Below are 26,635 nucleotides of genomic sequence, written 5' to 3'. Positions count from 1 at the left end.
GCAAAGAGTACTAACAGGTTTGGCTTTGTCACCCGGCAGGCAGGAAGGTCAGCTCGCCGAACTCGGACGTGAACTCCGGTTCCTCGCCCGACAGATAGGTGATCCAGACGATGACGTACTCCGTCGAGGTCGGTTGCCGCAGCGAGACTTCGGTCTTCACGTCCTTCAGCTCTCCCGAGCCGAGGACGTTCGTCGTGTCGAGGTCGGGGTTCGCGCTGTCCGCCGACCTGATCTCGACCTTCGTACCAGGGCTGTCGGCCGTGATCTCGACCTTTGCGAGGTCGATCGGTTGGTCGAACGTGGCGACGAGGCCGACGCCCGACTTGAAGGTGGGGAACTGCTGCCGGTAGTCGTCCGTGCTCCACACCGTGGCGGGGTCGCCGTCGATCGCCTTGTCGGCGTCGGCGACGCTGTCGCCTTCGCCCTCGGGGTTGTAGACCGTGATCTCGGCAGGCGCGACCGGGTCGCCCGTGCCGGTCGCCGGCGGCGGCGCCGAATTGGCAGGTGGCGGTTGTTGCTGCTGCTCGCTCGCGGGCGGATCGGCGAGGTTGACCTCGGGGCCGCTGGTCTCGGAGTCGTTCTGGAAGAAGCTGATGGCCATCATGCCCAGCCAGGCGAGGATGCCGACGGCCGCGATGACGAGCACGGTCACCCCGAGCGCGAGTTTGCGTCTCCGCGCCGCGTCCTTGACCGGCCGTTTGGTTGTCCAGACCGTTCCGTCGGGGTCGACGGGCGGTGGTTCCTTGCTGATGTACTGCGTGCGCTCGGCGGCTTCGGCGGCCTGGTCCAGCACTCGCAGGATGGCGGCGCTGGTGCGGATGCCGCCCTGTCCGCCGTCCTCGATCGTGCGAACGGCCAGCGCGGAGAGCTCCTGCGGAACGCGCGGTTCGAGTGAACGGGGCGGAACGAGCCTTCCCGCCGGTGACCTCGGAGCCGCTGGAAGAGCTGGTGGTCCGCCCTGGAGCGCCCACCTTCCGGTGAGCAGCAGGTACAGGATGGCGCCGAGCGCTTTCACGTCGTCGCGCAGTGTCGCGTCGGGAAGCGGGCCTGGGAACGCGAGGCGCAACCGTCCGTCAGGGGTGAGCCTCAGCCGCTGCGGGTGGTCCAGTCCGAGTACGAGTCCTGATTGGTGTGCTTGCTCGACGGCCTCGGCGAGCGCCTGCACCATGCGGGCCGCGGTTCCCGGATCGACGGGCTTCTCGGCGACGAGGTCGATGAGGTCTGTACCTTTTGTCCATTCCGCGACGACGATGCCGAGCAGACCCTCGCTGGAGGAGATGCCGTTGCCGAGGCTGAGCACGTCGAGCACCCTCGCCACGCCTGCGTGGTTGAACTTTGCCGCGTGCGCGGCGCGTTCGAGGGTTCGCCTGCCGAGCCGGGCAGCCTCCGCGTCAGCGGGATCGCCGACCAGCATGGTCAGCGCGACATCCCTGCGGAGCTGGCCGTCCCGGGCGCGCCAGAGATGAGCTCCCGCGCGCTCGTCGATCCCGAACTGAGCAAGCAACCGGTAACGGCCGTCGCCGACGACCCCTCCGGGTGCCAGCGATCCACCCCGTGTACTCGTGGACACTCGGGTCGGACCCCCTGCCTTGTTCGCCTCTCGTTCTCGCCATGAGGGTACGTGAACAACGGGTGGGTTCGTGCGGCATCCGGGCCACGGCCGTTCAACCTCGACCGATCATCCGGGTGATTCTGTTGGTCACCGGTGTCAGTTCGTCGACCTTCAGGGCGATCAGAACGCCGAACGACACCCCGATTCCGACGATGCCTTGCAGGAACAGTTTGATCCACGCGCCGACGACCGGACCGAACATGTCGGGGACCAGCATGCCGACGCCCACGGCGGCGAGAGAGCCGAGTCCGCTCGCGACGACGGTGAACAGGATGACCCCGAGCACCCGCTTGCTGCGCAGGTTGCCGAGTTTGACCCACAACCAGACCTGCCCGAGCACGGCGCCGACCACGAACACGAGTGAACTGACGAGCATCACGCCGAGCACCACGTTGACCGGATCGAGCAGTGCGGCGGCGAGATAGAGCAGCGGGATCTTGACCGCCGTCATCACCAGCATGATCAACGTCGGCGTTCGCGAGTCCTTCATCGCGTAGAACACCCGCATCTGGAGCATGACCAGCGCGTAGGGAACGAGGCCGAACGCGGAGACCGCAAGCGCTTGCCCCAGCCGTTCCGCGTCCTCGACCGAGCCCTTGCCGAGCGCGAACAGCGCGACACCGATCGAGGTACCCGCGACGGCCATCACCGCGGAGACGGGCAGCAGCATGAGCGTGGTGAGCCGGGAGCCGTAGGAAAGGTCGCCGATGAGCTTGCGGTACTCGCCGTCGGCTGCCGCCCTGCTCATCTTGGGCATGAGCGCCGTGAGCAGCGAGACCCCGATGACGCCGTAGGGCAACTGGAACAGCAGCCATGCGTTCGAATAGATCGACGCACCACCTGCCGCGCCCGCGGTGAGCACCCTCGTGTTGACGACCATGCCGATCTGGCTGATCACCACGTACCCGAGGATCCACAGCGCGAGGCCACCGAACTCCTTGAGCCGCTCGTCGATGCCCCAGCGCCACTTGAACGTGAAGCCGGACCGCCGCAACGCGGGGAACAGGAACAGCGCCTGGGCGACCATGGCCGCGAGCACACCGATGCCGAGCACGAGCACCTGCGGGTCCGACATCTGCGTCGGGATGATCGTCGGGTCGCCTGGCACGAGCGCGAAAATCCCGATGGTCACGAAGATGACGAGGTTGTTCACGACCGGAGCCCACTGCGCGGGGCCGAAGATCTGCTTGGCGTTGAGGATCGCCGACAGCACGGCGAAAAGACCGTAGAACAGCAGCCCTGGCAGCAGCAGGTAGGCGAACCAGGTCGCCAGCTCAGGATTGGCGTGGCCCGTGTCGTCCATCAGCAGGCCGGTCAGCCACGGCGCGAACGCCGTGGAGACGATGGTGCCGAGGCCGAGCACGGTCACGGCCATGGTCAGCAACCGCTGGGTATATGCCTCGCCACCGTCCTTGTCGTCCTGTGAACGGACGAGCAACGGAACGACGACACTCGTGAGTACGCCACCGAGCAGCAGCTCGTTGATGATCAGCGGCAGCGTGTTGGCGACGGTGAACGAGTCGTAGAGCACACCGAGCGTGGCGACCCACGCCAGCATCACCTTCCACGCGAACCCGGTGATCCTGCTGATCAGGGTTGCGATGGCCATGCGGCTGCTCGCCTTGGCGAGCGATGGTGCCTTCTCGGCTTCTTCCGGCCGTTCGAGCTGGACGGCCGGAAGCCGGTCGCCGATCGGCTCGGATGGGCGTGGACCGTCGAGGATCCGCGGCATCATCCGCGTCGCGAGCTCGTCGTACGGCCGCAGCACGTCGGGGTCGGCCATGGGCCAGCGCACGCCGGGGGGAACACCCCGCTCGCGCGGGATGAACATCGTCGCGTCGTTCTGCGGTGGCCGTCCCGCCGGGCGCTGGGCTTCCTGCCGCCACGGCCGCACCGGTGCCTGGCGCCGGTGCGGTTCCCGCTGCCTGCCCCTTCGCGGTGGGCCACCCTGCGGTGGTGCCTGCGCGGGAGGCTGCCCGCGTCCGGGAGGAGGGGCCTGCTGCGGTGGTGGTCCCTGTGGCGGTGGCCCCTGTGGTGGCGGGGCCTGCCTCGGCGGCGGCTTTCTCGGCTGCTGGTTCGGCGGTGGCTGGCCGGGCGGCGGCTGTGGCGACTGCGGAGGCTGGCGTGGCGGTTGTTGCCGTCCGCGCGGAGGCGGTTGCCCACGGTAACCAGGTGGTTGCCCGTTGCTCCTGGGGTCGGGCTGGCCTTCCCTCGGCTCCCGCCCCCTTTCCTGCCGAGAGCGCTGTTGGTCGGGAGGCGGTCTGCGTCCCGGATTCACCGGCGGTGCACGGTCAGGACGCGGAGGTCTCCCCGCACGCTCGGGCGGGATGCCCGGCTCTCTGTCCAACACGTGCCCAATCCGTCGGCGGTCAAGCGGTCGATTCAGGGTAATGCGCCCGTGGAGGAAACTCAGGCCCCGTTCGACTTGCGAGCCTTGACCCGGCGGTACAGCCGGTGCCCCGAAAGCAGCACCAGTGCGCCCGCCGCCGAGGCCGTGAGCACGACAGTGACGATGCCGAACTCGTTGGAGGTCAGTTCGAGGCGGGCCGTCGAACCGAGTCGAGTCCCGTCAGGTGTGGTCAACGAAACATCCACGTTGAACCGTCCGGACCGCAGTGCCTCCGTCGGAATGAGCCTCGCGTACTTGCTCCCCGCCGCGAGCGGGGTGTCCGGAATGCGGGCAGGCCGAAGCCCCGCGCTGTTCTCAAGCTGGATACGGACGGTCACTGCGACAGGCAGTGAGTTGCTCAGCGTGACGGGCAGTGGGCTGGAACCCGACGCGAGTGAGATCGGTTGGGACGGAGTCGCGACGGTGACCTGCCTGCGGAGGGCGTCGACCTGCGCCGTAGCCGTCGCGGCTGCCTTCCTGCTCAGTTCCTCGCTGCTCTGCCACGCCGTCGACGTCGCTCGGAGCACCGCGTTGTGCAACGGCCTGATGACCGTCATCGGCTCGACCTGCCGGGTCGCGTCGACCGACATCGCGGATTGCAGGTTGGCGGCGATCTCCTCGGCCGACGACAGCTCGCCGACGAAGCGGTTGGTCGCCGAAGCGGGCGGGTTCACGGTGTCGCTGCCCGCGCTCAGTGCCGCGCTGCCCTCCATGGGTGCGGCCAGCAGTTCCGCGAGCGGAGCAGGTTTCGTCATGCCTGCTCTGTTGAGGCTGTCGATCGCGTCGAGCATCGTCACCAGTTCGCTGACCGGCGCGTCCCAGCCGTGCGGCGGCGCGACGAGTACGGGGCCGGAAGGCTGCTCGGCGCCGAGCCCTCCCCGGAAGGCGAGCGTGGCGATGGCGTTCTGGGTCGCCATGTTGGGCTGGCCTGGCGGAGTCGAGGGGCTCGACGGTTCCGAAGCACGGGAGGGGCCGCCGCCGAGTGCTCTCGCGACGAGTGGGTCGTAGGTCAGCGCTTTCGCCCCAGTGCCGTCGATGACGGTCGTCGCCGAGCCCGTGTTCGCCGTCTCCAGCTGTGAAGGGTCGGTGATGAGCGTCCTGGCGCCCGCGGCGGTGGCCGCCCTCATGGCCATGTTGTCGAGCGCGCCGCCCGGCCAGACGACGCCTGCTCTCGGCTGCACGTTGAGCACGCCGAGGATGGAAGCGGTGTTGAGCGCGTCGCCGACAAGGTCGGCTTCCGTCTCGACCTTCGAGAGTGTGCTGAGGTCGGCGTCGGCGTAGGGGATCTGCACGACGCAGTGGCCGGCGACGAGTTCCCTCAGCGATTCGAGCCAGCGCGCCGCGTCGGCCCCTCCCGAGCCGTCGACGCGACCGGTCCCGGTCTGGACCTGGTACCCGCCTGCCATTGCCGACACCGTGTCGAGCAGTTCGGGATCGACGGCGAAGCACAGCGAACCGAACAACGCGGCGTCGCTTCGCTTGGCCGAGGCAGCCGCGACCAGCGCGTCGAGCCTGCCGCCAGGGGCCAGTTCCTCGGCGAGCCCGTCGTCGGAAAGGACGATCGGACCACCGTAGGGAGCGGCGACCACGCTCGGCCTCGACGACGAGATGGGCCACAACACCGAGACGTCGGTGGGGGCGCTTCCGCTCGGCGGGTCGATCACCGGCAGCAACAGGTCGACCTCGGCCAGCCGGGCCGGCCCTCCGTAGGCGGGTGTGCCGTTGACGTTGAGGAGAGCCGGATAGAGCCCGGGAGCGGTGAGCGCCAGCTCCGCTGCCGAGACGGTGATCGAGAACGAGGCCTGCTGGCCTGGGGCGAGTGTGTCGGTGACACCGACCCACTGCGAGGCCGCCGCGTCGGTGGCGGGCGGCTCGGTCAGTGCCTGGTCGACCTCGCTCTCGGTGCTCAGCGGAGCGCCGACCTGGAAGCGGGCAACGACGTCGGTGATCGGGCGGTCGCCGACATTGGTCACGGTCGCCGAAAGTCGCACCGTCTGATCCGTCGGGGTGATCATTCTCGGGCTGAGCTGGCTGACGTCGAGCTTGAGCCGGTCGGGTGCGTCAATCGGCTGGGCGAACGCGCTCTGCGCACCGAAAAGTCCCTGCGCGACCATGAAGGCCAGCGCAGCCACCAGCGCTGCGATCTTCCTTGCTGGTGAACCGGCCTCGCGCGCCTTGTTCACTCCGAGGCTCCCTCGAAAATCTCTCGTGCCTTGCGGACGAGCTTGCGCTCGTCGGCGTAGGCGAGTTTGCGCTCCAACTCCGACAGTGGAACCCAGGCCACTTCCGTGACCTCGACGTCCTCGTCGGAGAGTTCGCCGCCGGATGCCTCAAGTACGAAGTGGTGCACGGTCTTGTGCACGCGGCGACGTTCGGCGACGAACCAGTAGTCGATCGTGCCGAGCGGTTGCAGCACATGCGCGGTTATACCGGTTTCCTCCTTGACCTCTCGCATGGCCGTCTGCTCGGTCGTCTCGCCGTCTTCGATATGTCCCTTCGGCAGTGACCAGAGCAGCTTTCCCTGCCGGTCGAGCCTGCCGATCAGCACCGCGTTTTGCCTTTCGGGATCAACGACGAGTCCACCGGCTGAGGTCTCGTCGACCGTGGTCAGCCGCCTGCCGCGGCGGCGCCGGGACCGACGTCCCGGTTTTGCGCCACCGGAGCGACCGGCCGATCCAGGCATGCTGCGATGCTAGAGCAAAGGGTGACGCCGGTAGGCTGGCTTCTCGTGTCCGTGTTGATCCTCGTATGTAGTAATAGGACCATCCCGGGGGTGCGATCCTGGTGAACAACCTCACCGCTCAGCAGAACGCGGTGACCGAGCTGATGCGCATCTCACCCATTGCCGACGAACTCGCCGACCGGTTCGGCAAGGCGGGGCACAAGTTGTTCCTCGTCGGTGGAAGCGTGCGGGACGCACTGCTCGGCAGGCTTTCTCCCGATCTTGATTTCACGACCGACGCGCGGCCCGACGCCATCCAGCGGGTCGTCGCCGGATGGGCCGATGCGGTGTGGGACACCGGCATCGAGTTCGGCACGGTCGGCCTTTCGAAGCGCGGCATGACGGTGGAGATCACTACGTTCCGCGCGGATTCCTACGATCGGGTCACCCGCAATCCCGAGGTGTCGTTCGGCGACACCATCGAGGGAGATCTGGTCCGCAGGGACTTCACCGTCAACGCCATGGCGATCGATTTGTCGACGAAGAAGTTCGTCGACCCCTACGGCGGGCTCGACGCGCTCCGGCGCAAGGTGCTCGACACGCCCGCGACGCCGGAGGAGTCGTTCGCCGACGATCCGCTCCGGATGCTCAGGGCGGCGAGGTTCGCCTCGCAGTTGTCTTTCGAACCGGCGCCGAGGGTCGTCGCCGCCATGACCGACATGGCGAGCGAGATCACCAGGATCACCGCTGAGCGGGTGCAGGCCGAGCTCTCCAAACTGCTGCTCGGCGAGGAGCCGAGGCGGGGAATCGAGCTGATGGTCGGAACCGGGCTCGCGGATCACGTGCTGCCCGAGGTGCCCGGCATGCGGCTCGCGATCGACGAGCATCACCAGCACAAGGATGTCTACGAGCATTCGCTGACGGTGCTCGAACAGGCCATCGACCTCGAAAAGCGGCACGAACCGACGTCCGAGCCCGACCTCGTGTTGCGACTTGCCGCCCTTCTCCACGACATCGGCAAGCCGGACACCCGCAAGTTCGAATCCGGCGGTGGGGTGAGCTTCCATCACCACGAGGTCGTCGGGGCCAAGATGGTGCGCAAGCGTTTGCGTGCACTCAGGTATTCGAAGGACGTCATCAACGACGTCGCCCAGCTCGTGTACCTGCACCTGCGCTTTCACGGCTACGGCAAGGGCGAGTGGACCGACTCCGCCGTCCGCAGGTACGTCACGGACGCAGGCGACCTGCTGCCCCGGCTACACAAGCTCGTGCGCGCCGACTGCACCACGAGAAACCGGCGCAAGGCCATCGCGTTGCAGCGCACCTACGACGATCTCGAACAGCGCATCGCCAGGATCGCCGAGGAAGAGGACCTCGCCAAGGTGCGGCCCGACCTCGACGGCAACGAGATCATGCGGTTGCTCGGTCTCCCGCCTGGCCCGCTGGTCGGCAAGGCGTGGACCCACCTCAAGGAGGTGCGGCTCGACAGGGGGCCGCTCGACCACGACGAGGCCGTGGCCGAGCTGCGTGCCTGGGCGAGGGAACAGGGCATCGAGCCGAAGGACTAGAGATCAGTTCTTGGGCGGAACCCGCTCCAGCGCACCCGATTCGATGTGCTTGCCGATGGCGTGGGGCAGCAGGTAGCCGACGGCACCGCCCCGCAACGGGCCCCACGGCGACGTCACGCCGGTGAGCACGTGCAGTGGGCGGGCCACGCGGTAGTGGTGGATCTCGGTCTCGCGCTCGAAGGCGAGCGAGGTCTCCGCGAACGCCGTGCCCTCAGGATGCACGAGGTTGCCCGTCTCGTTGCCGAAGCGGCGCACGATGCTGTCCTCGGGCAGCACGATCATGCGCTTGCGCCGATAGAAGTGCAGTGGCGGTTCGCCGCGCAACGGGACGATCGGCCAATCCGTCGTGGTGTCCTCCTGCTTCTGGGCTTCGGCATCGGAGGTCGTCTCTGAGTCCGGCTTGCCGGGAGCGAGCAGTACGGCGCCGAGCAGCGCCTCGGCGGCATCGCGAACTCTGGTGAAGCAGCGCGGCTCCCCCGCCGTTGGCGATGCGACCTCCCAGCCTCGCTCCGTGCGGCGAAGGGACCATGCGCCGTCATCGACTCCGTGCTCGGCCAGCCTGCGCCGCAGCACCGTGAGCACTTCGCCTGCCCGCAGGTCCCGCTTTGGTTCCCTGCCTCTTTCGAGTTCGGTCAGCACGTCCCGCTCTTCGAGGTCCTCGTCGGACCGAGCCGGCCTCGGCTTTCCGACGACGTCGGCCTCCGCGGTGCGGCGCAGCAGTGATTCGACGTAGTCGGGCCGGTAGTCGCAGGCCCTGATGTGATCGAGCAGGTCAGCCTCCGGCGGCACTCCGTACTTGCGGAGATAGTGCGGAACGGCCGCGGGCCAGATCCAGGTGCCATCGGTGTGCACCGCGTCGGGGACGTTCGGAGGACCCTGCACGAAGATGTCCTGCAACAGACCAGGCCGTCCCGCGACCACGGGCGCGCGGTAGAGGTAGTTGAGGATGCGCGGGATCTCCTCCTGCGGGACCGGCGGCCTGTTGACGACCGGCTTCTCTCCTTCGACGTGGCTGTCGACGACCTTCGCCCCTCGGAAGGTGACTTCCAGCGGCCTTCCGGCCTTGGCGCTGAGCCAGACCGGTGCGTTCGTGCGCGGGTAGTAGTCGAACTCGACGTCGTAGCTGCGTGCGGTGGTGCGTCCCTCTGGAGGCAGCCGCCAATCCGGTTCGGTGTCGGTGTCGTAGTCGAAATCGAAGTCGGCTGAGGCGTCGAGCGTGAAGGTGCCCTGAAACCAGGTTCCTTTGTCCGGCTCGTACATGGCCGAACGCAACTGAGCGAAGAGCTGGCTCAGTTCGGCTGGCGCCGAGAGCGAGACGGCGACGTCACCGGCCACCGCACGTACTTCCAGTTCCGAGTAGTCCCCCACCTGCCGGAACTGTGCGCCGACCCGGTGCCAGCCCGAAGGCAGGAAGCTCAGCAGAGTCCTGCCGATGGCCCTGAGCAGAGCCTGCGTGTCACCGCTGCCGGGTTCGGTGCGAGGAGTTCCTTCCTCGGCGAAGTCGTGCCTCTCCTGCCATAGCGCGGTGAGCGTTTCCGGGTCGTCGGTCGTCGCGGTGAAGTCGACGAGGCCGAGGTCGGCGGCGAGCCGCTCGTCCCTTCCCGCCCATCGCAGGGTCAGTTCGCCGTCCTGCGATCGCGGTTCGACGCGGTACGCCTCGTCGTCGAAGAGGCAATAGGTGTGAATGCTGAACGTGGCACGGGCTTCGGCGGCGGGAACCACCTTGGCCGGTGCCCCTTGCCATTGCGCGTCGAAGTCGTCGGGCGGCTCGGCGCCCTCCGGTGCGGCGAGCAGCACCGTCTCGTCCGCCGTCGATCGCTGGGCTCGAAAAATCTGGCCGTTCCACAGCGCGTACAGCGCATCAGGGCGATCGGCCACCTCAGCTCGGTAGCGCACGCCTTCCCCCTTAGTCAGTCCCCACAGTCGCGGTTCAGATTATTGAACCTAGCGAGGCGGACGCACGCGTTTGGGTGTCGGCCGGGGAGGAACCGGCGGAGGTGCCGCGGTGTCGGATCGCACCTTTGCCTTGTCGGTGCTTTCGCGGACCACATCGAGGACGGTCCGCGCGAGAGTGCCCGGATCGGTTCTCTCGAACGCGGTCGGTGCGAACTCAAGTTCGGTGAGAGCGCCTGCGGAATCGACGGTCGCGCGAACGAGCCCGTCCTGCGATGTGACGGTCGTCGACGCTGTGTTACCAGCCATGGTCACAGGCTCACCCTAACGGGTGGAGGTTCGGTATTCGGCGAGACCGGCAAGGAAGTGCCGTCCGCGATCGGCGGCGTATGCGGGCGTGGCGAGAACCTTTGAGGCTGCTGAGAACACCAGCCCACCGTGACTCGGGCGGGTGGTGCGGGTGGGATCATGGACAGCGTGCGAGCGGACGCCGAGGTTGAGCCAGGCACACTCCTGGTCGCTGCCCCTACGATGTTCGACCCCAACTTTCGCAGGACCGTGGTTTTTGTCATCGATCATCGCGACGAAGGCACCCTCGGTGTCGTGCTGAACCGGCCGAGTGACGTTCCCGTCGACGAGGTGCTTCCGAGTTGGGGTGCGCACGTGGTGGAACCTCAGGCCGTGTTCGTCGGCGGGCCGGTCGAGAAGAAGACGGCGCTGTGTCTGGCCGCGTTGCGCACCGGCGAAACCGCCGCGAGTGTGCCAGGCGTCATCGCCGTCAGAGGGCCGGTCGCGTTGGTCGACCTCGACTCGGATCCGGATGTGCTCGTACCGAAGGTGCGTGGTCTGCGCGTGTTCGCGGGCTACGCGGGCTGGGATTCGGGTCAGCTCGCGGGCGAGATCGATCGCGGAGACTGGCTCATCGTGCCCGCGTTGCCGAGCGACGTGCTGGCGACACCGAAAAAGGATTTGTGGGGCCAGGTACTGCGAAGGCAGGGGCTGCCGACGGCTTTGCTCGCTACGCACCCTGGGGATTTGCAGCGGAATTAGCCGAACCGCTCAACACGCCGCAGCCGCCGCAGGCGCAACCCGCGCAGCCTGCCGGAATCTCCGGTTCGCTCGGCGCTGGAACCGCGCTCGCCGCCCTGTGTCCGAGCACGCCGCCGCCGGCGACGAGCGCGAACATTCCGACGAGACCGATCACCGCCGCGATCACGAGACCGACGGTGTCCGGCATCGCGAGTCCGGCCGCGCCGCCCGCGACGCCGACGAATCCGGCGACCAGCGTCGGCAACCCGGCGACCTTGTTGGCGACCATGAACGCTTCGTCACTGCGCAGGGTCGCTGCCGTCCTGACACCGGCGCCGCGATCGCGCGGCAGCTTTCCGCGCAGCCCGAGGAAACCACCCCAGCCGACGAGAACACCGACAAGGATCGGAATCAGCGCTACCACGAACACGAGCGTGAGAATACGCGGCACTCCGGAGCGGCTTTGTCGACACCCTGACCCGTTGTGCCGCACGCCATTGGTCGGAGACAGGCGGGTGCACCACGGGGCTTGTGCGAAATCCCGTGGTAGCGGCGGCTACCATGGACGGATGGGTACGGCTGGTCTGCTCCTTACTCAGCCGCGCTGACCGGCATTCGGCCGACAGCGCGGCGAACCCCTCATGCCCTTGGGCTGGGGGGTTAGTTCTTTTCTGGAGCGGGATGGGTACAGGGAAAGGTTCGGCGATGACAGACGGCACCGAGACGACTCCGGCACAGCGCTACACGGCTGAACTGGCCGGAGAGATCGAACGGCGCTGGCAGGACTATTGGGCCGATCACGGCACGTATCACGCGCCGAACCCGGTGGGGTCGCTTGCCGACAGCGGCACCGACGCTCCGTTGCCCTCCGACAAGCTGTTCGTGCAGGACATGTTCCCCTATCCCTCGGGGGGAGGGCTGCACGTCGGCCACCCGCTCGGCTACCTCGGCGTCGACGTCTTCGCGCGGTACAACCGCATGATCGGCCGTAACGTGCTGCATACCCTCGGCTACGACGCGTTCGGGTTGCCCGCGGAGCAGTACGCCGTGCAGACGGGGACGCACCCGAGGACCACGACGGAAGCCAACATCGCGAACATGCGCAGGCAGTTGCGCATGCTCGGGCTGGGCCACGACGAGCGACGGTCCGTCGCGACGACCGACGTCTCGTATTACCGCTGGACTCAGTGGATCTTCCTGCAGATCTTCAATTCTTATTACGACGAGCAGCAGCAGAAGGCGCGCCCGATCGCGGAACTGGAGAAGCAGTACGCCGATGGCGAGCGCTCGACTCCTGACGGCAGGAGCTGGAGCGAACTGCCCGCTACCGAGCAGCGCGAGATCATCGACTCGCACCGGCTGGTCTACATCTCGGAAGCGCCGGTCAACTGGGCGCCGGGACTGGGAACGGTCGTCGCCAACGAGGAGGTGACGCCCGACGGTCGCAGCGAGCGCGGGAACTTCCCTGTCTTCCGGAAAAACCTGCGGCAGTGGGTCATGCGGATCACGGCTTATTCCGACCGGCTGATCGACGATCTGGATCTGCTGGAATGGCCGGAGAAGATGAAGACCATGCAGCGCAACTGGATCGGCAGGTCCAGGGGTGCCAACGTGCGCTTCGCCGCCGGTGAGAAGGCGACGATCGAGGTCTTCACGACGAGGCCGGACACGTTGTTCGGCGCGACCTACATGGTGCTGGCGCCGGAACACCCGCTCGTCGAGGAGCTGACCGCGACTTCGTGGCCTGATGCCGTCGACGAGCTCTGGACGGGCGGCGCCGCGACTCCGGCCGAGGCGATCGAGAGCTATCGGGCTGCCTCGGCGCGGAAGTCCGATCTCGACCGGCAGGAGAACAAGGACAAGACGGGTGTCTTCACCGGTTCGTACGCCGTCAATCCCGTCAACGGCACGAAGATACCCGTGTTCATCGCCGATTACGTGCTGATGGGTTACGGAACGGGCGCGATCATGGCCGTGCCGGGTCAGGACCAGCGCGACTGGGATTTCGCGACGAAGTTCGAGCTGGACATCATCCGCACCGTGCGGCCGAGCGAGGGTTTCGACGGCGAGGCGTACGTCGGGCAGGGGCCCGCGATCAACTCGGCGAACGACGAGATCAGCCTCGACGGACTCGATGTCGACGACGCCAAGAAGACGATCATCACGTGGCTGGAGGAAAAGGGCCACGGCGAGGGCACCGTGCAGTACAAGCTGCGCGACTGGCTGTTCGCGAGGCAGCGGTACTGGGGTGAGCCGTTCCCGATCGTCTACGACGAGAACGACATGCCGGTCGCGCTGCCGGAGGACCAGCTTCCCGTCGTGCTGCCGGACGTCGAGGACTACGCGCCGAAGACGTTCGACCCCGAGGACGCGGACTCGGTCCCCGAGCCGCCGCTGGCGAAGGCGGCCGATTGGGTCGAGGTCACCCTCGATCTCGGGGAAGGGCCGAAGAAGTACCGGCGCGACACCAACGTGATGCCGCAGTGGGCCGGCTCGTGCTGGTACCAGTTGCGCTACATCGACCCTGACAACGAAGAGAAGTTCGTCGACCCGGAGAACGAGAAGTACTGGATGGGGCCGAGGCCCGCCGAACACGGTACGACCGACCCTGGTGGTCTGGACCTGTACGTAGGTGGCGTGGAGCACGGCGTGCTCCACCTGTTGTATGCCCGTTTCTGGCACAAGGTGCTGTACGACCTCGGCCACGTCTCGTCCAAGGAGCCGTACCGCAGGCTGTTCAACCAGGGCTACATCCAGGCGAGCGCCTACCGGGATGCCCGAGGCTTCTACGTTCCCGCCGCCGACGTCGTCGAAGAAGACGGGAAGTTCTTCTACGAAGGCGAAGAGGTCAGCCAGGAATACGGCAAGATGGGCAAGAGCCTCAAGAACACGGTCGCTCCGGACGAGATGGCCGAGCGCTACGGCGCCGACACCTTCCGGTTCTACGAGATGTCCATGGGTCCGTTCGACGCTTCCCGTCCTTGGGCGACAAAGGATGTCGTCGGCTCGCAGCGATTCTTGCAGCGGCTGTGGCGACTGCTCATCGACGAGAGCACGGGGGCACTGCGCGTTGCCGACGCCGAGTTGACCGAAGAGGACAAGCGGCAACTGAACAAGGCCATCGCCGGTGTTCGCGAGGACTACTCCGAGCTGAGGTTCAACACCGCGGGTGCCAAGCTGATCGAGCTGAACAACTACGTCACCAAGGTGTACGGGGCGAAGGGGGCGACGCCGAGGGCGCTGGCCGAGCCGCTGGTGCTGATGCTGGCGCCGACGTGCCCGCACATCGCGGAGGAGTTGTGGAACCGGCTGGGGCATCCCGACACGCTGGTGCACGGACCTTTCCCTGTTCCTGACGAGAAGTACCTCGTCGACGAGACCATCGAGTACCCGATTCAGGTCAACGGCAAGGTCCGCGCGAGGGTGACCGTTTCGGCAGAGGCCGACAACGACGCGGTGCGTGCGGCGGCGCTTGGCGAGGAGAAGATCGCGGCCCTGCTCGACGGCGGGGAACCGCGCAAGGTCATCGTGGTGCCTGGCCGTCTGGTCAACGTGGTGCTCTGACGGCTGGAACGGCTCTGTCGTTACCGGACGTCGGTGTCGAGGCCGATCTCGCGGGCGAGGTCGGCCAGCAGACCGTCGAACAGTGCGTCCGGTTTGGACACTGGGATCGGGTAGTTGCCGAACACTTCCAGTGTCACGTGTCCGTATAGCCGGGCCCAGAACTGCATCATCAGGTACGTGGTGCCGAGTGTGAGCCGGTCGGACGGCACGTCGACTCCGGAGCCGCTGAAGACGGCGAGCAGCGAGTCGCGGTAGGCGGCGAGGTCGTCCCGCAGTTCGGCGGGTACGACGTCGTCGGAAGGGGTGGCCACCTCGTGTCCCGCGAGCAATTCCCCCGCTGCGAGCAGAAACAGTCTGCCGAATGGCTCGGTGACTTGGCGCAGGGTGGCGACACTGCCTTCCGCCGAGCCGACTCCGCCGGTCGGTGAGGCGAAGACGAGCGTGAATTCCTTGGTGTGGGTCAGTGCCCACCTGCGGAATCCCTTGCAGATAGCGAAGAGTTGTCCCACACCGCCGTCGCGCTGATCGGTGATTTCCGCTGCGAGTTCGTCGCCGAGATCGGAGATCACGTCGAGTCGAAGGTGGTCGATCAGGTCGTCGCGCGAGCCGTAGTAGCGGTAAAGCGCTGGTGCCGTGATGCCGAGTTCTCGTGCGATGGCCCGAAGGGTTACGGCTTCGGGTCCGCGCTCGACGAGCAGGGAGCGTGCGGTCTGCCGGATCTCCCTGTCGGTGGCCGCGCGTTCGCGGCTTCTTCGTGCCGGCCTGTTCATTGACAACCCATCCTGAGCTGCTGGCGCCGGAGTTCCCCGGTTTCTGGGCAGTTTAGGGGGTTTACCTCGGCGCTGACGTGCGGACAGGCTGGAAAACACTGTCGGGCGCCGCCGGCACCGATCACTCGGGGGGCTACGTGACCGGTGCCGGCGACCCGATGCCCGACCGGTCCGGGGACCGGGGTCGGACAACACCCCGCGCGAACGCGTGGTGCAAGGGAAGAGTTCACCGACGCTTCGGCAATGACGCCTCAACACTGATGTCACTCTAAAGAGTGACCCTCGGTGAACACTCGCCTGATTGTCGCATCAGCCCCCAGGAAAGTTACAAAGAAATTCACATCCTTACAACGGTCGAGGTCAGAGCGTGGGCGGGATGGGGCATGGCACGCTGGACCACGTGACCGCGCAGGTGCTTGTCGTCGGATCGGCCAACGCCGACCTCATCGTCGCCGCTGACCGCCGCCCAGGCGGAGGCGAGACAGTGCTCGGTGGCGACACCAGAACGCTTCCTGGAGGGAAGGGCGCGAACACGGCGGTCGCCGCTGCCAGGCTGGGAGCCGATGTCGCGCTGCTCGGCGCCGTCGGCGATGACGCCAACGGAAGGTTGCTCCTCGGCTCGCTGCGCGATGCGGGCGTCCGCACCGAGTTCGTGCGGGTCGTCGAGAGACCGACCGGCGTTGCCTACATCACCGTGACCCCTGACGGGGAAAACTCGATACTGGTGTCGCCCGGTGCGAACCACGCCGTGGCGCCCGACGTGGTCGACGGCGCGCTCGAAGGTGCGAGGGTGCTGGCCACCTCGCTGGAGACGCCGTTGCCGACGGTAGAGGCCGCCGTGTCGGCCGCGTCGGCGGCCGGTGTGCTGACGATGTTGAACCTCTCCCCTGTGGCGAGTGTTGGTGAGAGCACGCTCGCGGCGCTCGACGTGCTGCTCGTCAACGAGCACGAGGCAGGCTGGCTGCTCGGCGAAAGCCGCGAGAAGGAATCCGCGTTGCTCGACCTCGGCCCGCGCGCCGCTGTCGTCACGCGCGGCGCGAGGGGCGCGCTGGTGGTGACCGCTGACGGGGTGACGGAGGTGTCCTCTCCCAAGGTCACGCCGGTCGACACGACGGGGGCGGGCGATGCTTTCGCCGGAGCGCTGGCGTGCGAACTCGCCGGCGGGGTCGATCTGGTCGCCTCGGTGCGCACAGCCGTGCGTTTCGCGGCGGTTTCGGTCACCCGTGCCGGCGCCCAGCCTTCGTATCCGGCACTTTCCGAATTAGAGTGACTGGCACAGGGTCCATTGGAGGATTATGTACCGCTATGGTCTAGACCATGTCTGACGAGCAGCTTTCCGGTGTCGGCGTCAGCCCCGGCAGAGCGAGTGGACCGGTCGTCAAGGTCACCGAGTCGATCACGGAGCCCGCGAGCAGTCCCGGTCCCGACGATCCGTACGCCGAGGCCGCGATGATCGCGCCCGCCGCGCAGGCGGTCGCGGCGCGGCTCGACGCCATGGCCGAATCGGCGGCGGGTGACGCCGCGACGATCCTCACCACCACCGCGGCGATGGCTGCCGACCCCGCGCTGGTCAGCCAGGCGGAGCAGCTGGTGACCGCACAACGGATCCCCGCGGCGAGGGCGGTCTACGAGGCCGCGGGAAACTTCGCTCAGGCGCTGGCCAGTGCGGGCGGGTACATGGCGGAACGCGTACGCGACATCGAAGACGTCCGCGACCGGATCATCGCCGAGCTGCTTGGCATCGCACCGCCCGGCGTCCCCGAACTCGGCAGGCCGAGTGTGCTCGTCGCGAGGGACCTCGCCCCAGCCGACACGGCCGGTCTCGATCCGGCGACGGTACTCGCCCTCGCCACCGAGGAAGGCGGTCCGACCAGCCACACGGCCATCCTGGCGAGGTCGCTCGGCATCCCCGCCGTCGTCGCCGTACGTGGCGTGCTCGCCATGGCGGCGGAGGCCATCGCCGTCGACGGCGACACGGGGACCGTCGAAGCCGTCGATCCCCAAGCACCTTCCGTCGCGGCGACCTCGGCCGGCTCGGCGGAATGGGACGGCAAGGGAGCGACGAGCGACGAGCATCGGATCAAGGTGCTCGCCAACGTCGGCAATCCGGCCGACGCGAGCGCGGCCGCGGAGGCCGGTGCCGAGGGAGTCGGACTGTTCCGTACCGAGTTCAGCTACCTCGACGCCGACGACGAACCCTCGATCGACCAGCAGCGGGCCGCCTATCGCGCGGTACTGGAGCCGTTCAGGGGCAAGCCGGTCATCGTGCGCACGCTCGACGCGGGTGCCGACAAGCCGCTGGCTTTCCTCGCGCCCGAAATCGAGCCCAACCCCGCTCTCGGCGTTCGGGGTCTCAGGGTCGCGTTCGACCGGCAGGGCGTGCTCGACCGGCAGCTCGAAGCAATCGCGGGCGCCTCGGCCGACTCCGGTGCCGACGTTTCGGTCATGGCACCCATGGTGGCGACGGCGGAGGAAGCGGCCTGGTTCGCGGAGCGCGTCGCCGCGGCGGGCATCGGCAGCGCTGGTGTGATGATCGAGGTGCCGGCCGCCGCGCTGACGGCGAGCGAGGTACTCGACGCCGTCGACTTCGTCTCCATCGGCACCAACGACCTCGCGCAGTACACCTTCGCCGCCGACCGGCAGCTCGGCGCGGTCGCCAAGCTCAACGATCCGTGGCAACCCGGGCTGCTCCGGTTGATCGCGCTGGTCGGCGAGGCTGGGAAGGCGAAAGGCAAGCCCACCGGCGTGTGCGGCGAAGCCGCGGCCGATCCGCTGCTGGCGAGGGTGCTGACGGGTCTCGGAGTGACGAGCCTTTCGATGAACGCGTCCTCGGTGCGTGCGGTTGGTGCGAGCCTTGCCGCCGTGTCGCTCGCCGATTGCGAGCAAGCCGCCCAGGCGGCGCTTGGCGCGCCGACCGTCGCGGCGGCCCGTGCCGCGGCAAAGGGCGTCAGCTGAAGAGGCCGCGACGCGGATACTTGATGATGAGCGTTCCGCCGTAGACCCTGCCTGTCACCACGAGACGCGGGATCCCGGTCCTCCCGTTCGAGTTCGTCTTGTCGGTCACCGTCGACCATTTCAGCTCGCCGAGGCCGTTGAGGTCGACGGCCGCGCTGTCGGGAATCGTGAGGGTGACCGTGCTCCACTTCGTGTCGAGTTCGATGTTCACGACCTGGCTCGTGATGTCGGCTTCGGAGAAGTCGAGCTTGGTCTCGCCGTACTTGTTCCGCACGAGCAGTTCGGCGGGCACGTGCCAGCGGCCCTTGCGGGTCAGCGTCGAGCCGTGTGCCTTCAGCTCCATCCGTTGCTGTCCCGGATAGCCCGGCGCCGAGGGGGCCGACGGGGCCGGTGCTTGAGGAGCCAGCGGGCTCGCCTCGGGGTGCACGAGTCCTGGAAGGTCGACGAGAACGGCGTTCAGCTCGCCCCTCGTGCGTGAGGCCAACGCGATGTCGGTGCGTTCGGTGAACTCGTCCAGGTTGAGCATTCCGCGGCCGATGGCCTTCTGTAGCAGCTCGACAACGTGCTCGCGCTCGCTGTCGGACACACGCATGTTGCGCTGCCGGGTCACTTCGTCGGGAACCTGTTCCGTGCCATCGTTGTCCGTCACGCCCCAAGGATAAGCGGCGTGTGAGTACGGTCAGATCCGGGAAACCCCGGAAAAACCCCTGAGGTGGACCTCAGTCTTCGTCCTGGTCGAGGCCATGTTCGATGGCGTAGCGCGCGAGTTCGACCCTGTTGTGGAGCTGAAGTTTGCGCAGCGTCGACTGCACGTGGTTCTCGACCGTTCGGTGTGAGATCACCAGCCGGTCGGCGATCTGCCTCGCGGTGAGCCCCTTCGCCACCAGCCGCAGCACGTCGGTCTCGCGTTCGGTGAGCCGGGGCGGAGCGGCATCGCCTGCCGGTGCCTCCGCCATACGCCGGTATTCGCCGAGCACCATGCCGGCGAGCCCCGCTGTGAACACGGTGTCGCCCTCTGCCGTCCGGCACACCGCGTCGACCAGCTCTTTCACCGAAGCCGATTTCACGAGGTAGCCGGACGCTCCTGCCTTGACGGCCTGGAGTACGTCGTCGTGCTCTCCGCTCGCGGAAAGCACGAGCACCCTGGTATTCGGCAGTTCTCCCGTGATGGTCCTGGTCGCGACGACACCCGACGTGTCGCCGAGGTTGAGGTCCATCAGTACGACGTCGGGAAGGACAGTGCGGGCGATACGGACCGCGGCGTCGCCGTCCGCCGCGGTGGCGAGCACGTCGAAGCCGTGCTCCCCGAGGTCGCGAGCCACCCCGTCGCGCCAGATCGGATGGTCGTCGACGATCATCACGGAGATCGTCATCGTCTCCCCCTCTTCTCCGCGGGCTTCGACACTCTCGGTATCCGGAACTCCCATTCCGTACCTGCTCCCGGTGCGGTCTCCAACACGCTCGTACCGCCAAGTGTGTCGATTCGTCCCCTCATCGACTTGGCGATTCCGAGATGTCCCTCCTTCGCCGCTCGGTCAAGTGTTCCCTCCACGATTCCGGGGCCGTCGTCCCTGATGGTGAGGACCACTTCGGAGCCGAGGTCCTCAAGCAGCACCCACGCCCTCGCTTCGGGGCCGGCATGCTTGTCTACATTGGACAGGGCTTCCTTCGCTACGTCGACCAGCTCCGCCACCACCTCGTCCGGAAGAAGTACCTCCCCCGCCGGGGCGGACACCTGAACCCGTGAGGTCGCCAGCAACTGGAGCGCAGCCCTCAGATCGGTGCTGTCACCGGTGGGGCCCGTGGGTCCCGTCGTCACCAGCGTGCGCAGCGCGATCTCCTGTTCACCAGCGAGCCTGGCCAGCTCAGCGGCCTCGCCGCCAAGCTCGCCGCCGCGCCTGCGCACCCTCGCGAGTACCTGAAGCACACTGTCGTGGATGGACCTGGCGAGCCGTTCGCGTTCCGCCGTCGCCGCTTCGGTCCGCATGGCCTGAGCGAGGGCGGCCTGCGAACGCCGCGCGGTCGCCGCGGTGATGCCGACGATCAGGCCACTCGCCGTCAACAGCACACCGTCGCGGGCGACGTCGAGGTTGGGCCCGAGCCGAGCCACGGCGGTCGAGACCGCGAGAACCAACCCGGCCGCGACGCCGCCGACCGGCCCGAACCTCGCGCCCGCGGTCGCGGCGGGAACCGCGGCCCACACCGTCGTGACGAGCGGAGCGACTTCGACGTACTGGCTGTCGGTGAGCACGAACGGAGAGGTCAGCATGATCGCGCAGGTCACGATCACGTCCAGGACGACGAGCCAGCCTTTACGCGACCGTTCGGCCGAGAAGGCGAAGGTCGTGACGAGCGTCCACGCCACCATCGCGCCGAAGGCGGCCCAGACCAGCCACGGCCTGCGGTAGTCGTCGATGTGCACGATCACCGCGCCGAGCGCGAACGCCAGCGTGATCCAGCGCAACACGATCGTTCCCCACCACAAGGGGGTGGCGGGATCGCGCAAGGGCGCAGCCTTGGTCATTCCCGCTCCGGCCGCGATTCTCCTTCACCGTCGCTCGTCGAGGGTCGTTCCTCGTCGTCCGACGGACGGTCGGGAACCTTGGCGCCTTTGTCGTTGAGGACGTCGACGGTGGCCGGATCGGGATGGGGCTCGTTGACGAGCGACCTGATGCCCGCGTTGAGAACGGCCAGCAGCGGGACGGCGAGCAGCGCACCGGGGATGCCTGCCGCGACCAGGCCCGCCGTGATCGCGAGGATCACCGCGAGCGGGTGCAGCCTGACCGCCCTTCCCAGCAGCAGCGGCTGGAGGATGTGGCTTTCGAGCTGCATTACGCCGATCACGATCGCGAGCACCACGAGCGCGGAGACGAAGCCGTTGGTGACAAGGGCCACGAGCACCGCGACGGCACCGGCGACCACCGCACCGATGATGGGAACGAAGGCGCCGAGGAAGACAAGCGTCGCCAGCGGGATGACAAGCGGCACGCCGACGATCCACAGTCCGACGCCGATACCGACGGCGTCGACGACGGCGACGGCCGCGGTCGCCCTCACGTAGCTCACCAGCGAGGCGAAGCCACGACGGCCCGCCGTGTCGACACGGCCACGCACCTGCGAGGGCACCCCGCGCATGAGGTAGTTCCAGATCTGCTCACCGTTGACGAGGAAGAAGATGAGCACGAAGAGCGTGAGCAGCATCCCGGTGAGGATTTCGCCGACAGTTCCCGCCGTGGTCAGCGCGCTCGACGTGATCAAAGCCTGATTCTCCTGAATCAGGCCGATCGCGTTGTTGATGAAGTCTTCGATCTGGGTTTCCCGCAGGTGGATCGGCCCGTTGACGAGCCAGTCCTTGATCTGCGTGAGGCTTTCGCTGAGCTGTCGCTGTAGTGCGGGAAGCCCGTCGGTGAACTGCACGATCACGAAGGTGAGCAGGCCGCCGACGACCGCGAGACCACCGACGAGGACGATCGCGGTCGCGAGCCCACGGGGAAGCTTGAGCTGCACCAGCCTGCGTACGGCGGGGGCGAGCAGCGCTGCCAGCAGCAGTGCGATCGAGACGGGGATGACGACTACGGCGAGGTAGCCGATGATCTCCACGACGATGTACAGCGCTGCCATGACCACGAGGAACCGCCAGGCCAGCGCCGCCGTGACCCTGAGGCCCTTCGGCACCGTGCTCGTGACGTCCGGGTCCTCTGAGATCACCGGCATCTTCGGTTTTGCATCGCTCACGGTCGTAACCGTATCGGTACCAGCGACGTTTTTGCCCCAGGTCCGGTGCGCCGTCTCCCGAGGTCACGCCGAAGGGAGGGCGTGCGCGGGCGGCAGGAAGGGACCCGAGGGCAAAAGTCTGGACAGCAGGGACAAGCGAGGACAAGCAGGGACAAGTGCCGCATGGCCGATGACAGGCCCGTATCCAGCAGGTTCTTCACACCATCGTGCCATCAAGTCGATGGGAGCGTGCAATTCGGCGGGGGCGTTTGCCAGTCTCGACGGCGCGCCCGCGGTGCGGGGCCGGCCGACTCGTCGGCCGCATCACGTTCCGAACTTCGATGTTGGACCTCGGCAGGAGAACTGTGGCCTTGACGGCAATGACGAGTGACGCCGGTGCGGGGCTCGCCCGCCGCTGGCTGTCACGTGCATTGCTGATCACAGGCGGTGCGGTCGCCGCAACGGCGGCGGCGTGGGCGGTGTCGACGGCAACCGCGTCCGCCGATCCTGTCGCGCTCGATGAGCCTGTGGCTGCCAAGTCGAGTCAGCAGGGGAAGTCCGGCGGCCCCCTTTCCCTCACCGGTGTGGCGAGCGACGTGCTCGAACCCGCACACCTTCCCGTCGAGACCCGACCGTTGACGGGCGGTGTCGACCCTGTCGACGCCGCCGTGCGGTCCGTCGGCGAAGCCGCCCGTTCCGGGGTCGGCGAAACCGAGGACTCGTTGCGGCAGCTGTGGGAGCAGCGGGTGGCGGCGCCGGTCGATCGCACCGTCGATTCGATCGGGAAGCTCGTCCCCGCCACGCCGGGAGCACAGGAACTCGGCGGCGACCTTTTGCACATCCTCGATCCCGCCGAAGGAGCGCTGTCCGCGTTGCCGGGCCTGCCCGGCCTCGCCGGAGCGGACCAGCAGGTGGGGACGCCGGTGAAGGGGGGCCCGGCGACTAACGCGCATCCCGGGCCCGCCACGGCAACCGGCGGCGAGGACAGGGCGGCGAAGGACGGGAAGGACGCCGAGGCACAGCGACCGGCGTTCTCAGAGCTCGCGCAGCGCCCGGATTCCGGCGGTACCACCGAAGCCGCAACGGTGCGACCCGGCGGCGGATCCGCTCCCGTCGGCAACGGCGACTGGCCGGGCCAGCACCCCACGACGATGCCTGCTCCGTTCGGTGGTTCGACCGGCGGAGCGCACATCGACGGTTCGTTGCACGGCATTGCCGCCCGCGGCGTTCCTTCTCTCGACGACACGATCGTCGGCTCGGCACTCGCCGGTATCCGGTATTCGCCGATCCAGCCGGGCACCCAGCCCGGTGTCACACCGGACTGATCACGCCGCGGGGCAATTGACGCTCGTCCCGTGGCCCTTTCTGGTGGCCTTGCGCGTCAGTGAGTTCCCCGCCTTTCGCCCGCGGTTCGCCGCGGTCCGCGTTGCCAAGCGGTCAACGGCGGTGCGTATCTCACAGATCCCGCAAGGGCACCGAGGAAAAGGAGAACACCTCACCATGCAGACCTGGGCGAAACGCGGTATCCAGACCGCGTTGGTCACCGGTGGTTTGCTGATGCTGGGTACCGGCATCGCGTCTGCCGACGAAAAGGTCGACCCCGACACCCCGGCGGGTCCCTTGGACGTCGAGGCTAGCTTTCCCGTCGAGATCGACGACAACGCCGTCGGAATTCCCGGTCAGCAGGTCGATCTGCCCAGCCATCACAACGAGATCAGCACCAAGCCCGTCACCGACCCGATCGACATGGCGGCGCCGCCCGCGAGAGAAGCGATGGCGCCGATCACCGATCCCGTCGCGAGCGCGGCCGCGCCGGTACACGGGGCGGCCACGATCGCCGGTGATGCGGGCAGTCGCATCGGTTCGGCTGCCCGCGCCCTCGTCCCCGTTCAGCACGCTGCCGTCGACCCGCCCGCCGCCCGGCCCGCGGAGCCGACCAGCGATCCCTTACTCGGCAACAAGGTTACTGGCGACGTCATGATGCCGATTCAGATCACCGGAAACGCCTTCGGAGCGCTCGGCGACGCCGAGACACGTTCGGTCGAAGAGCAGAACCACGGTCACCACACCGATGTCACGACAAGCGGAGCGGGTTCCGCGTTCGCGGGCAACGTCGTCGCGCTCGACTGGTCCGCGCCCGTGCAGATCTCCGGCAACGCCGGTGGCGTCCTCGGCAACGGGGCGACCTCGGGCAGCGCGACCCAGAGCGCCGCGACAACGGGCGACGTCGAGACGGCGGGAAAGAACGGTGCGTTGTCGGGCAACGCCCTCACCCCGCAATTCAGCACCCCGGTCCAGCTGTCGGGCAACGCGGTCAGCGGCCCGCTCGGGCACGCGACGTCCGATTTCGCGGCGGAGAGCGTCGCAGAGTCCGGCGGGTACGTGCTGAGTGACGGCGAGCAGGGAGCCGGTGCGGGCAACGTCGCCGCTGCCCCGCTTTCGCTTCCTCTGCGAGCGGCCGGCAACGGGATCACCGGAATCGGCGGTGCCGAGGCGAACGGAACGGCGACGGCCGTCGCCGAATCCGGCGGAACCAAGCCAGGCCGCTACGACATCCCGAGTTACGTCAGCACGAGCGGAAAGCACGGGCTGGCTTCCGGCAACGTTGCTCAACCGCAGGGCGCGCTGCTCGGTTCGGTGACCGGATCGGCTGCCGCCGTCGCAGGCAACGCGTTCACCGGCACCGGTGCCGCCCGTCAGGGGTCAGGCATCACGTCTTCCGCCGAGTCGAGTACCGGCGGGTTCTCGAACACGTCGGGTCATGGCGGTACCGGGTCGGGCAATATCGCCGACGCCCCATTCGCGCTACCGGTCGAGACATTCGGTGTCGGCGGTGGGGTTTTCGGAAGTGGAATCGCCGAGAACCACGGCAACAACACGGCCGCGCATGCCGGTGGCGGGACGGTCAGCCATGGTGACGATTCGCTGCTTTCGGCGAATACGGCGTCCGGTCAGGCTGCCTCCACGCTCGACGCGTTCGGCTCCGGCGCAGGGGTTTTCGGTACCGGCAGGGGAAGCGCGAAGGAACAGCAAAGCGTCGTCGCGGGTGGGCACAGTGACACCAGCGGCAACAACTCGGCGTTGTCGGGCAACGTCGGGCAAGTCCCCCTTTCCGCTCCGGCCGCGCTTTTCGGCCTCAGCGGCTCGGCGGTTGGCAAGAGCAGCGGTATCGCCGAGGAAACAACGGCCGCCAAAGCAGGCGGTGGTGGCAACACCCACGACGATTTCGGTGTCGTGGCATCCAATTTCGTGGGTGCGCCCGTTTCAGCGCCCGCGCAAGTATTCGGCGTCGGCACGAGCGCGGTGGGCAAGTCCTTCGGTGCTGCCGATTCCGACACTATTTCCGAAGCAGGTGGCGACGTGTACGCAAATGGCAAGAAGGGCGCGGCCTCGGGCAACGCAGGGTTGGTTCCGGTTTCCCTGCCCACACAGGTACACGGGGTCGCAGGCAACTGGGTCGGCTACGCGGCGGGAGTGAGCGACAACGCGACCCGTTCGGCGGCGGGTGGAAACACCAGGACGACCGGTGAGGGTGGAGCTCTCGCCGGCAACACCGCCGACGTCCCCTTCGGTTCCTCGGCGGGAGCGGGCGGCATCGCCGCGAACTGGGTCGGCACGGCCGCTGGTACGGCGAACAACGACATGTCGTCCAAAGCCGGTGGCAACACGGGAACCCGTGGTGATCGCGGTGCTCTCGCAGGAAACGTGGTCAGCGCGGAGACCATGCCCATCGCGGCCGCGTACGGAGGTGCGGCAAGCCTCACCGGCATCGCGCACGGGCGAGGTGACAATGCCACCGACATCATCTCCGGCGGTCGCACGGCGACGTCGGGAAGTGGCGGGGTGTTGTCGGGCGACATTTTCGACACACCTGCCTCGGTGGCAGCGGAAGCGTTCGGCGCGACGGCGGCTGCCGCGGGCGGCGAGGCCAGAGCCGTCGCGAAGAACAACACGACCGCGACGGCGAGCAGGCCGACCACCACCAAGGGAAACCGGCACGAACTGTCCGGTGTGGATGGTCAACAGCCGGTCGCGGCGATGGCGAGGACGTATCGACTACCGATCACGGTGCTCGGGAGGTCCATGTCGTACACGGGTGATCGCGGCAAGGTGCTCGTCGCCGACAAGGAACCGCAGATCCAGCTTCCGAAGTACATCGCAGAGTTGCCGGTGGACGAACTGCCCTCGTTGTTCGGGGCCGTTGCTCCGTTCGAGCGGCCCGCGAGGCACGCGGCTCCCGAGTTGCCGACCGAGATCTTGCCCAAGATCTACACAAGGCCGGTCGAGATGCTGCCGGGGCGTTCCCACCTGCCGAGATCCGCTGCCCCGTTGCGGGGCGGGAGGTCGCACGTCACGGGCGTGCTTCCGGCCACAGCGCGCACGCTCGCCCACTACGACACAGCGGCACACGGCAGGTTCCAAGGAGTCCTCGACGGCTTGGAGCTGGATGAGGTCGCCGGTCGCTGACCGACCGGATTC

At 67.6% G+C, this 26,635-nt stretch carries 19 protein-coding genes; 7 read left to right on the top strand and 12 right to left on the bottom strand.

Annotated elements, in window-relative coordinates; translation table 11 throughout:
- Positions 1 to 28 precede the first annotated feature (28 nt).
- The 4 genes from BAY61_RS31835 to BAY61_RS31820 all read right to left on the bottom strand — a co-directional run bounded on the left by BAY61_RS31835 (position 29) and on the right by BAY61_RS31820 (position 6,684).
- Positions 29 to 1,570: a protein kinase family protein gene (locus BAY61_RS31835; RefSeq protein ID WP_091806316.1), complete on the bottom strand. Its 1,542-nt coding sequence runs from the start codon at positions 1,568 to 1,570 to the stop codon at positions 29 to 31.
- A 94-nt stretch (positions 1,571 to 1,664) separates the two neighbouring features.
- Complete coding sequence (murJ, locus tag BAY61_RS31830; protein ID WP_091806313.1) at positions 1,665 to 3,506, bottom strand: murein biosynthesis integral membrane protein MurJ; 1,842 nt, start codon at positions 3,504 to 3,506, stop codon at positions 1,665 to 1,667.
- A 515-nt stretch (positions 3,507 to 4,021) separates the two neighbouring features.
- Positions 4,022 to 6,184, bottom strand: a complete 2,163-nt coding sequence (locus BAY61_RS31825; protein ID WP_256328068.1) for a DUF6049 family protein — start codon at positions 6,182 to 6,184, stop codon at positions 4,022 to 4,024.
- Positions 6,181 to 6,684 carry an NUDIX hydrolase gene (locus BAY61_RS31820; RefSeq protein WP_091806310.1) on the bottom strand — a complete coding sequence of 168 codons (504 nt, stop codon included), beginning with the start codon at positions 6,682 to 6,684 and terminating at the stop codon, positions 6,181 to 6,183. The genes BAY61_RS31825 and BAY61_RS31820 overlap by 4 nt, the downstream gene beginning before the upstream one ends.
- 101 nt (positions 6,685 to 6,785) lie before the next feature.
- Between BAY61_RS31820 and BAY61_RS31815 the strand changes: the two genes are divergently transcribed.
- The gene (locus tag BAY61_RS31815; RefSeq protein ID WP_091806306.1) at positions 6,786 to 8,231 is read left to right on the top strand and encodes a CCA tRNA nucleotidyltransferase; all 1,446 of its coding nucleotides are present in this window, start codon (positions 6,786 to 6,788) and stop codon (positions 8,229 to 8,231) included.
- Between the two features lie 3 nt (positions 8,232 to 8,234).
- On the opposite strand, the gene BAY61_RS31810 is transcribed toward BAY61_RS31815, so the two are convergent.
- Together BAY61_RS31810 and BAY61_RS31805 are read right to left on the bottom strand one after the other, a co-directional pair.
- On the bottom strand, positions 8,235 to 10,127 hold the full coding sequence (locus BAY61_RS31810; protein ID WP_091806303.1) for a TNT domain-containing protein: 1,893 nt from the start codon (positions 10,125 to 10,127) through the stop codon (positions 8,235 to 8,237).
- Between the two features lie 48 nt (positions 10,128 to 10,175).
- The gene (locus BAY61_RS31805; RefSeq protein ID WP_245865613.1) at positions 10,176 to 10,433 is read right to left on the bottom strand and encodes a YbaB/EbfC family nucleoid-associated protein; all 258 of its coding nucleotides are present in this window, start codon (positions 10,431 to 10,433) and stop codon (positions 10,176 to 10,178) included.
- 159 nt (positions 10,434 to 10,592) lie between these two features.
- Here BAY61_RS31805 and BAY61_RS31800 point away from each other — a divergent pair, with 159 nt between their 5' ends.
- Positions 10,593 to 11,174: a YqgE/AlgH family protein gene (locus tag BAY61_RS31800; RefSeq protein WP_091806297.1), complete on the top strand. Its 582-nt coding sequence runs from the start codon at positions 10,593 to 10,595 to the stop codon at positions 11,172 to 11,174.
- Here BAY61_RS31800 and BAY61_RS31795 read toward each other — a convergent pair.
- A complete protein-coding gene (locus BAY61_RS31795) occupies positions 11,143 to 11,583 on the bottom strand; it encodes an SdpI family protein (RefSeq protein WP_091806637.1) in 441 nt (146 codons plus the stop codon). The genes BAY61_RS31800 and BAY61_RS31795 overlap by 32 nt on opposite strands.
- A 275-nt stretch (positions 11,584 to 11,858) precedes the next feature.
- Between BAY61_RS31795 and leuS the strand changes: the two genes are divergently transcribed.
- Positions 11,859 to 14,717, top strand: a complete 2,859-nt coding sequence (gene leuS / locus BAY61_RS31790) for a leucine--tRNA ligase (protein ID WP_091806294.1) — start codon at positions 11,859 to 11,861, stop codon at positions 14,715 to 14,717.
- Positions 14,718 to 14,737: 20 nt separating this feature from the next.
- Here leuS and BAY61_RS31785 read toward each other — a convergent pair whose 3' ends face one another.
- Positions 14,738 to 15,487, bottom strand: a complete 750-nt coding sequence (locus tag BAY61_RS31785; RefSeq protein WP_091806291.1) for a TetR/AcrR family transcriptional regulator — start codon at positions 15,485 to 15,487, stop codon at positions 14,738 to 14,740.
- A 400-nt stretch (positions 15,488 to 15,887) separates the two neighbouring features.
- On the opposite strand from BAY61_RS31785, the gene BAY61_RS31780 reads away from it, so the two are divergent.
- Together BAY61_RS31780 and ptsP are read left to right on the top strand one after the other, a co-directional pair.
- On the top strand, positions 15,888 to 16,757 hold the full coding sequence (locus BAY61_RS31780; protein ID WP_091806635.1) for a ribokinase: 870 nt from the start codon (positions 15,888 to 15,890) through the stop codon (positions 16,755 to 16,757).
- Positions 16,758 to 16,804: 47 nt separating this feature from the next.
- Entirely contained in the window at positions 16,805 to 18,442 is a 1,638-nt protein-coding gene (gene ptsP, locus BAY61_RS31775) for a phosphoenolpyruvate--protein phosphotransferase (protein ID WP_091806288.1), read from the top strand.
- On the opposite strand, the gene BAY61_RS31770 is transcribed toward ptsP, so the two are convergent.
- The 4 genes from BAY61_RS31770 to BAY61_RS31755 all read right to left on the bottom strand — a co-directional run bounded on the left by BAY61_RS31770 (position 18,435) and on the right by BAY61_RS31755 (position 22,156).
- On the bottom strand, positions 18,435 to 19,034 hold the full coding sequence (locus tag BAY61_RS31770) for a DUF1707 SHOCT-like domain-containing protein (RefSeq protein WP_091806632.1): 600 nt from the start codon (positions 19,032 to 19,034) through the stop codon (positions 18,435 to 18,437). The genes ptsP and BAY61_RS31770 overlap by 8 nt on opposite strands.
- 127 nt (positions 19,035 to 19,161) lie before the next feature.
- On the bottom strand, positions 19,162 to 19,815 hold the full coding sequence (locus tag BAY61_RS31765) for a response regulator (protein WP_091806285.1): 654 nt from the start codon (positions 19,813 to 19,815) through the stop codon (positions 19,162 to 19,164).
- Positions 19,812 to 20,966, bottom strand: coding sequence for a MacS family sensor histidine kinase (macS, locus tag BAY61_RS31760; RefSeq protein WP_091806282.1), 1,155 nt, complete (start codon positions 20,964 to 20,966; stop codon positions 19,812 to 19,814). The genes BAY61_RS31765 and macS overlap by 4 nt, the downstream gene beginning before the upstream one ends.
- Complete coding sequence (locus BAY61_RS31755) at positions 20,963 to 22,156, bottom strand: AI-2E family transporter (RefSeq protein ID WP_176879758.1); 1,194 nt, start codon at positions 22,154 to 22,156, stop codon at positions 20,963 to 20,965. The genes macS and BAY61_RS31755 overlap by 4 nt, the downstream gene beginning before the upstream one ends.
- Positions 22,157 to 22,521: 365 nt before the next feature.
- Here BAY61_RS31755 and BAY61_RS31750 point away from each other — a divergent pair, with 365 nt between their 5' ends.
- Both BAY61_RS31750 and BAY61_RS31745 read left to right on the top strand, forming a co-directional pair.
- Positions 22,522 to 23,481 carry a hypothetical protein gene (locus BAY61_RS31750; protein WP_143021386.1) on the top strand — a complete coding sequence of 320 codons (960 nt, stop codon included), beginning with the start codon at positions 22,522 to 22,524 and terminating at the stop codon, positions 23,479 to 23,481.
- Between the two features lie 175 nt (positions 23,482 to 23,656).
- The gene (locus BAY61_RS31745) at positions 23,657 to 26,623 is read left to right on the top strand and encodes a beta strand repeat-containing protein (RefSeq protein WP_091806274.1); all 2,967 of its coding nucleotides are present in this window, start codon (positions 23,657 to 23,659) and stop codon (positions 26,621 to 26,623) included.
- Positions 26,624 to 26,635: the final 12 nt, after the last annotated feature.

Origin of the sequence: Prauserella marina (genome assembly GCF_002240355.1) — a bacterium.
GTDB lineage: Bacteria > Actinomycetota > Actinomycetes > Mycobacteriales > Pseudonocardiaceae > Prauserella_A > Prauserella_A marina.
Note: the sequence above shows the minus strand (reverse complement) of the source record. Positions and strands in the feature narration are given on the sequence as shown.

Bases quoted from the DNA above. Each gene is read 5' to 3' on its own strand.
- ptsP (WP_091806288.1), top strand. From the start codon at position 16,805: ATGTCTGACGAGCAGCTTTCCGGTGTCGGCGTCAGCCCCGGCAGAGCG.
- BAY61_RS31745 (WP_091806274.1), top strand. From the start codon at position 23,657: ATGCAGACCTGGGCGAAACGCGGTATCCAGACCGCGTTGGTCACCGGT.
- BAY61_RS31770 (WP_091806632.1), bottom strand. From the start codon at position 19,034: ATGCGTGTGTCCGACAGCGAGCGCGAGCACGTTGTCGAGCTGCTACAG.
- BAY61_RS31800 (WP_091806297.1), top strand. From the start codon at position 10,593: ATGGACAGCGTGCGAGCGGACGCCGAGGTTGAGCCAGGCACACTCCTG.
- BAY61_RS31805 (WP_245865613.1), bottom strand. From the start codon at position 10,433: ATGGCTGGTAACACAGCGTCGACGACCGTCACATCGCAGGACGGGCTC.
- BAY61_RS31755 (WP_176879758.1), bottom strand. From the start codon at position 22,156: ATGCCGGTGATCTCAGAGGACCCGGACGTCACGAGCACGGTGCCGAAG.
- macS (WP_091806282.1), bottom strand. From the start codon at position 20,966: ATGACCAAGGCTGCGCCCTTGCGCGATCCCGCCACCCCCTTGTGGTGG.
- leuS (WP_091806294.1), top strand. From the start codon at position 11,859: ATGACAGACGGCACCGAGACGACTCCGGCACAGCGCTACACGGCTGAA.
- BAY61_RS31820 (WP_091806310.1), bottom strand. From the start codon at position 6,684: ATGCCTGGATCGGCCGGTCGCTCCGGTGGCGCAAAACCGGGACGTCGG.
- BAY61_RS31785 (WP_091806291.1), bottom strand. From the start codon at position 15,487: ATGAACAGGCCGGCACGAAGAAGCCGCGAACGCGCGGCCACCGACAGG.
- BAY61_RS31765 (WP_091806285.1), bottom strand. From the start codon at position 19,815: ATGACGATCTCCGTGATGATCGTCGACGACCATCCGATCTGGCGCGAC.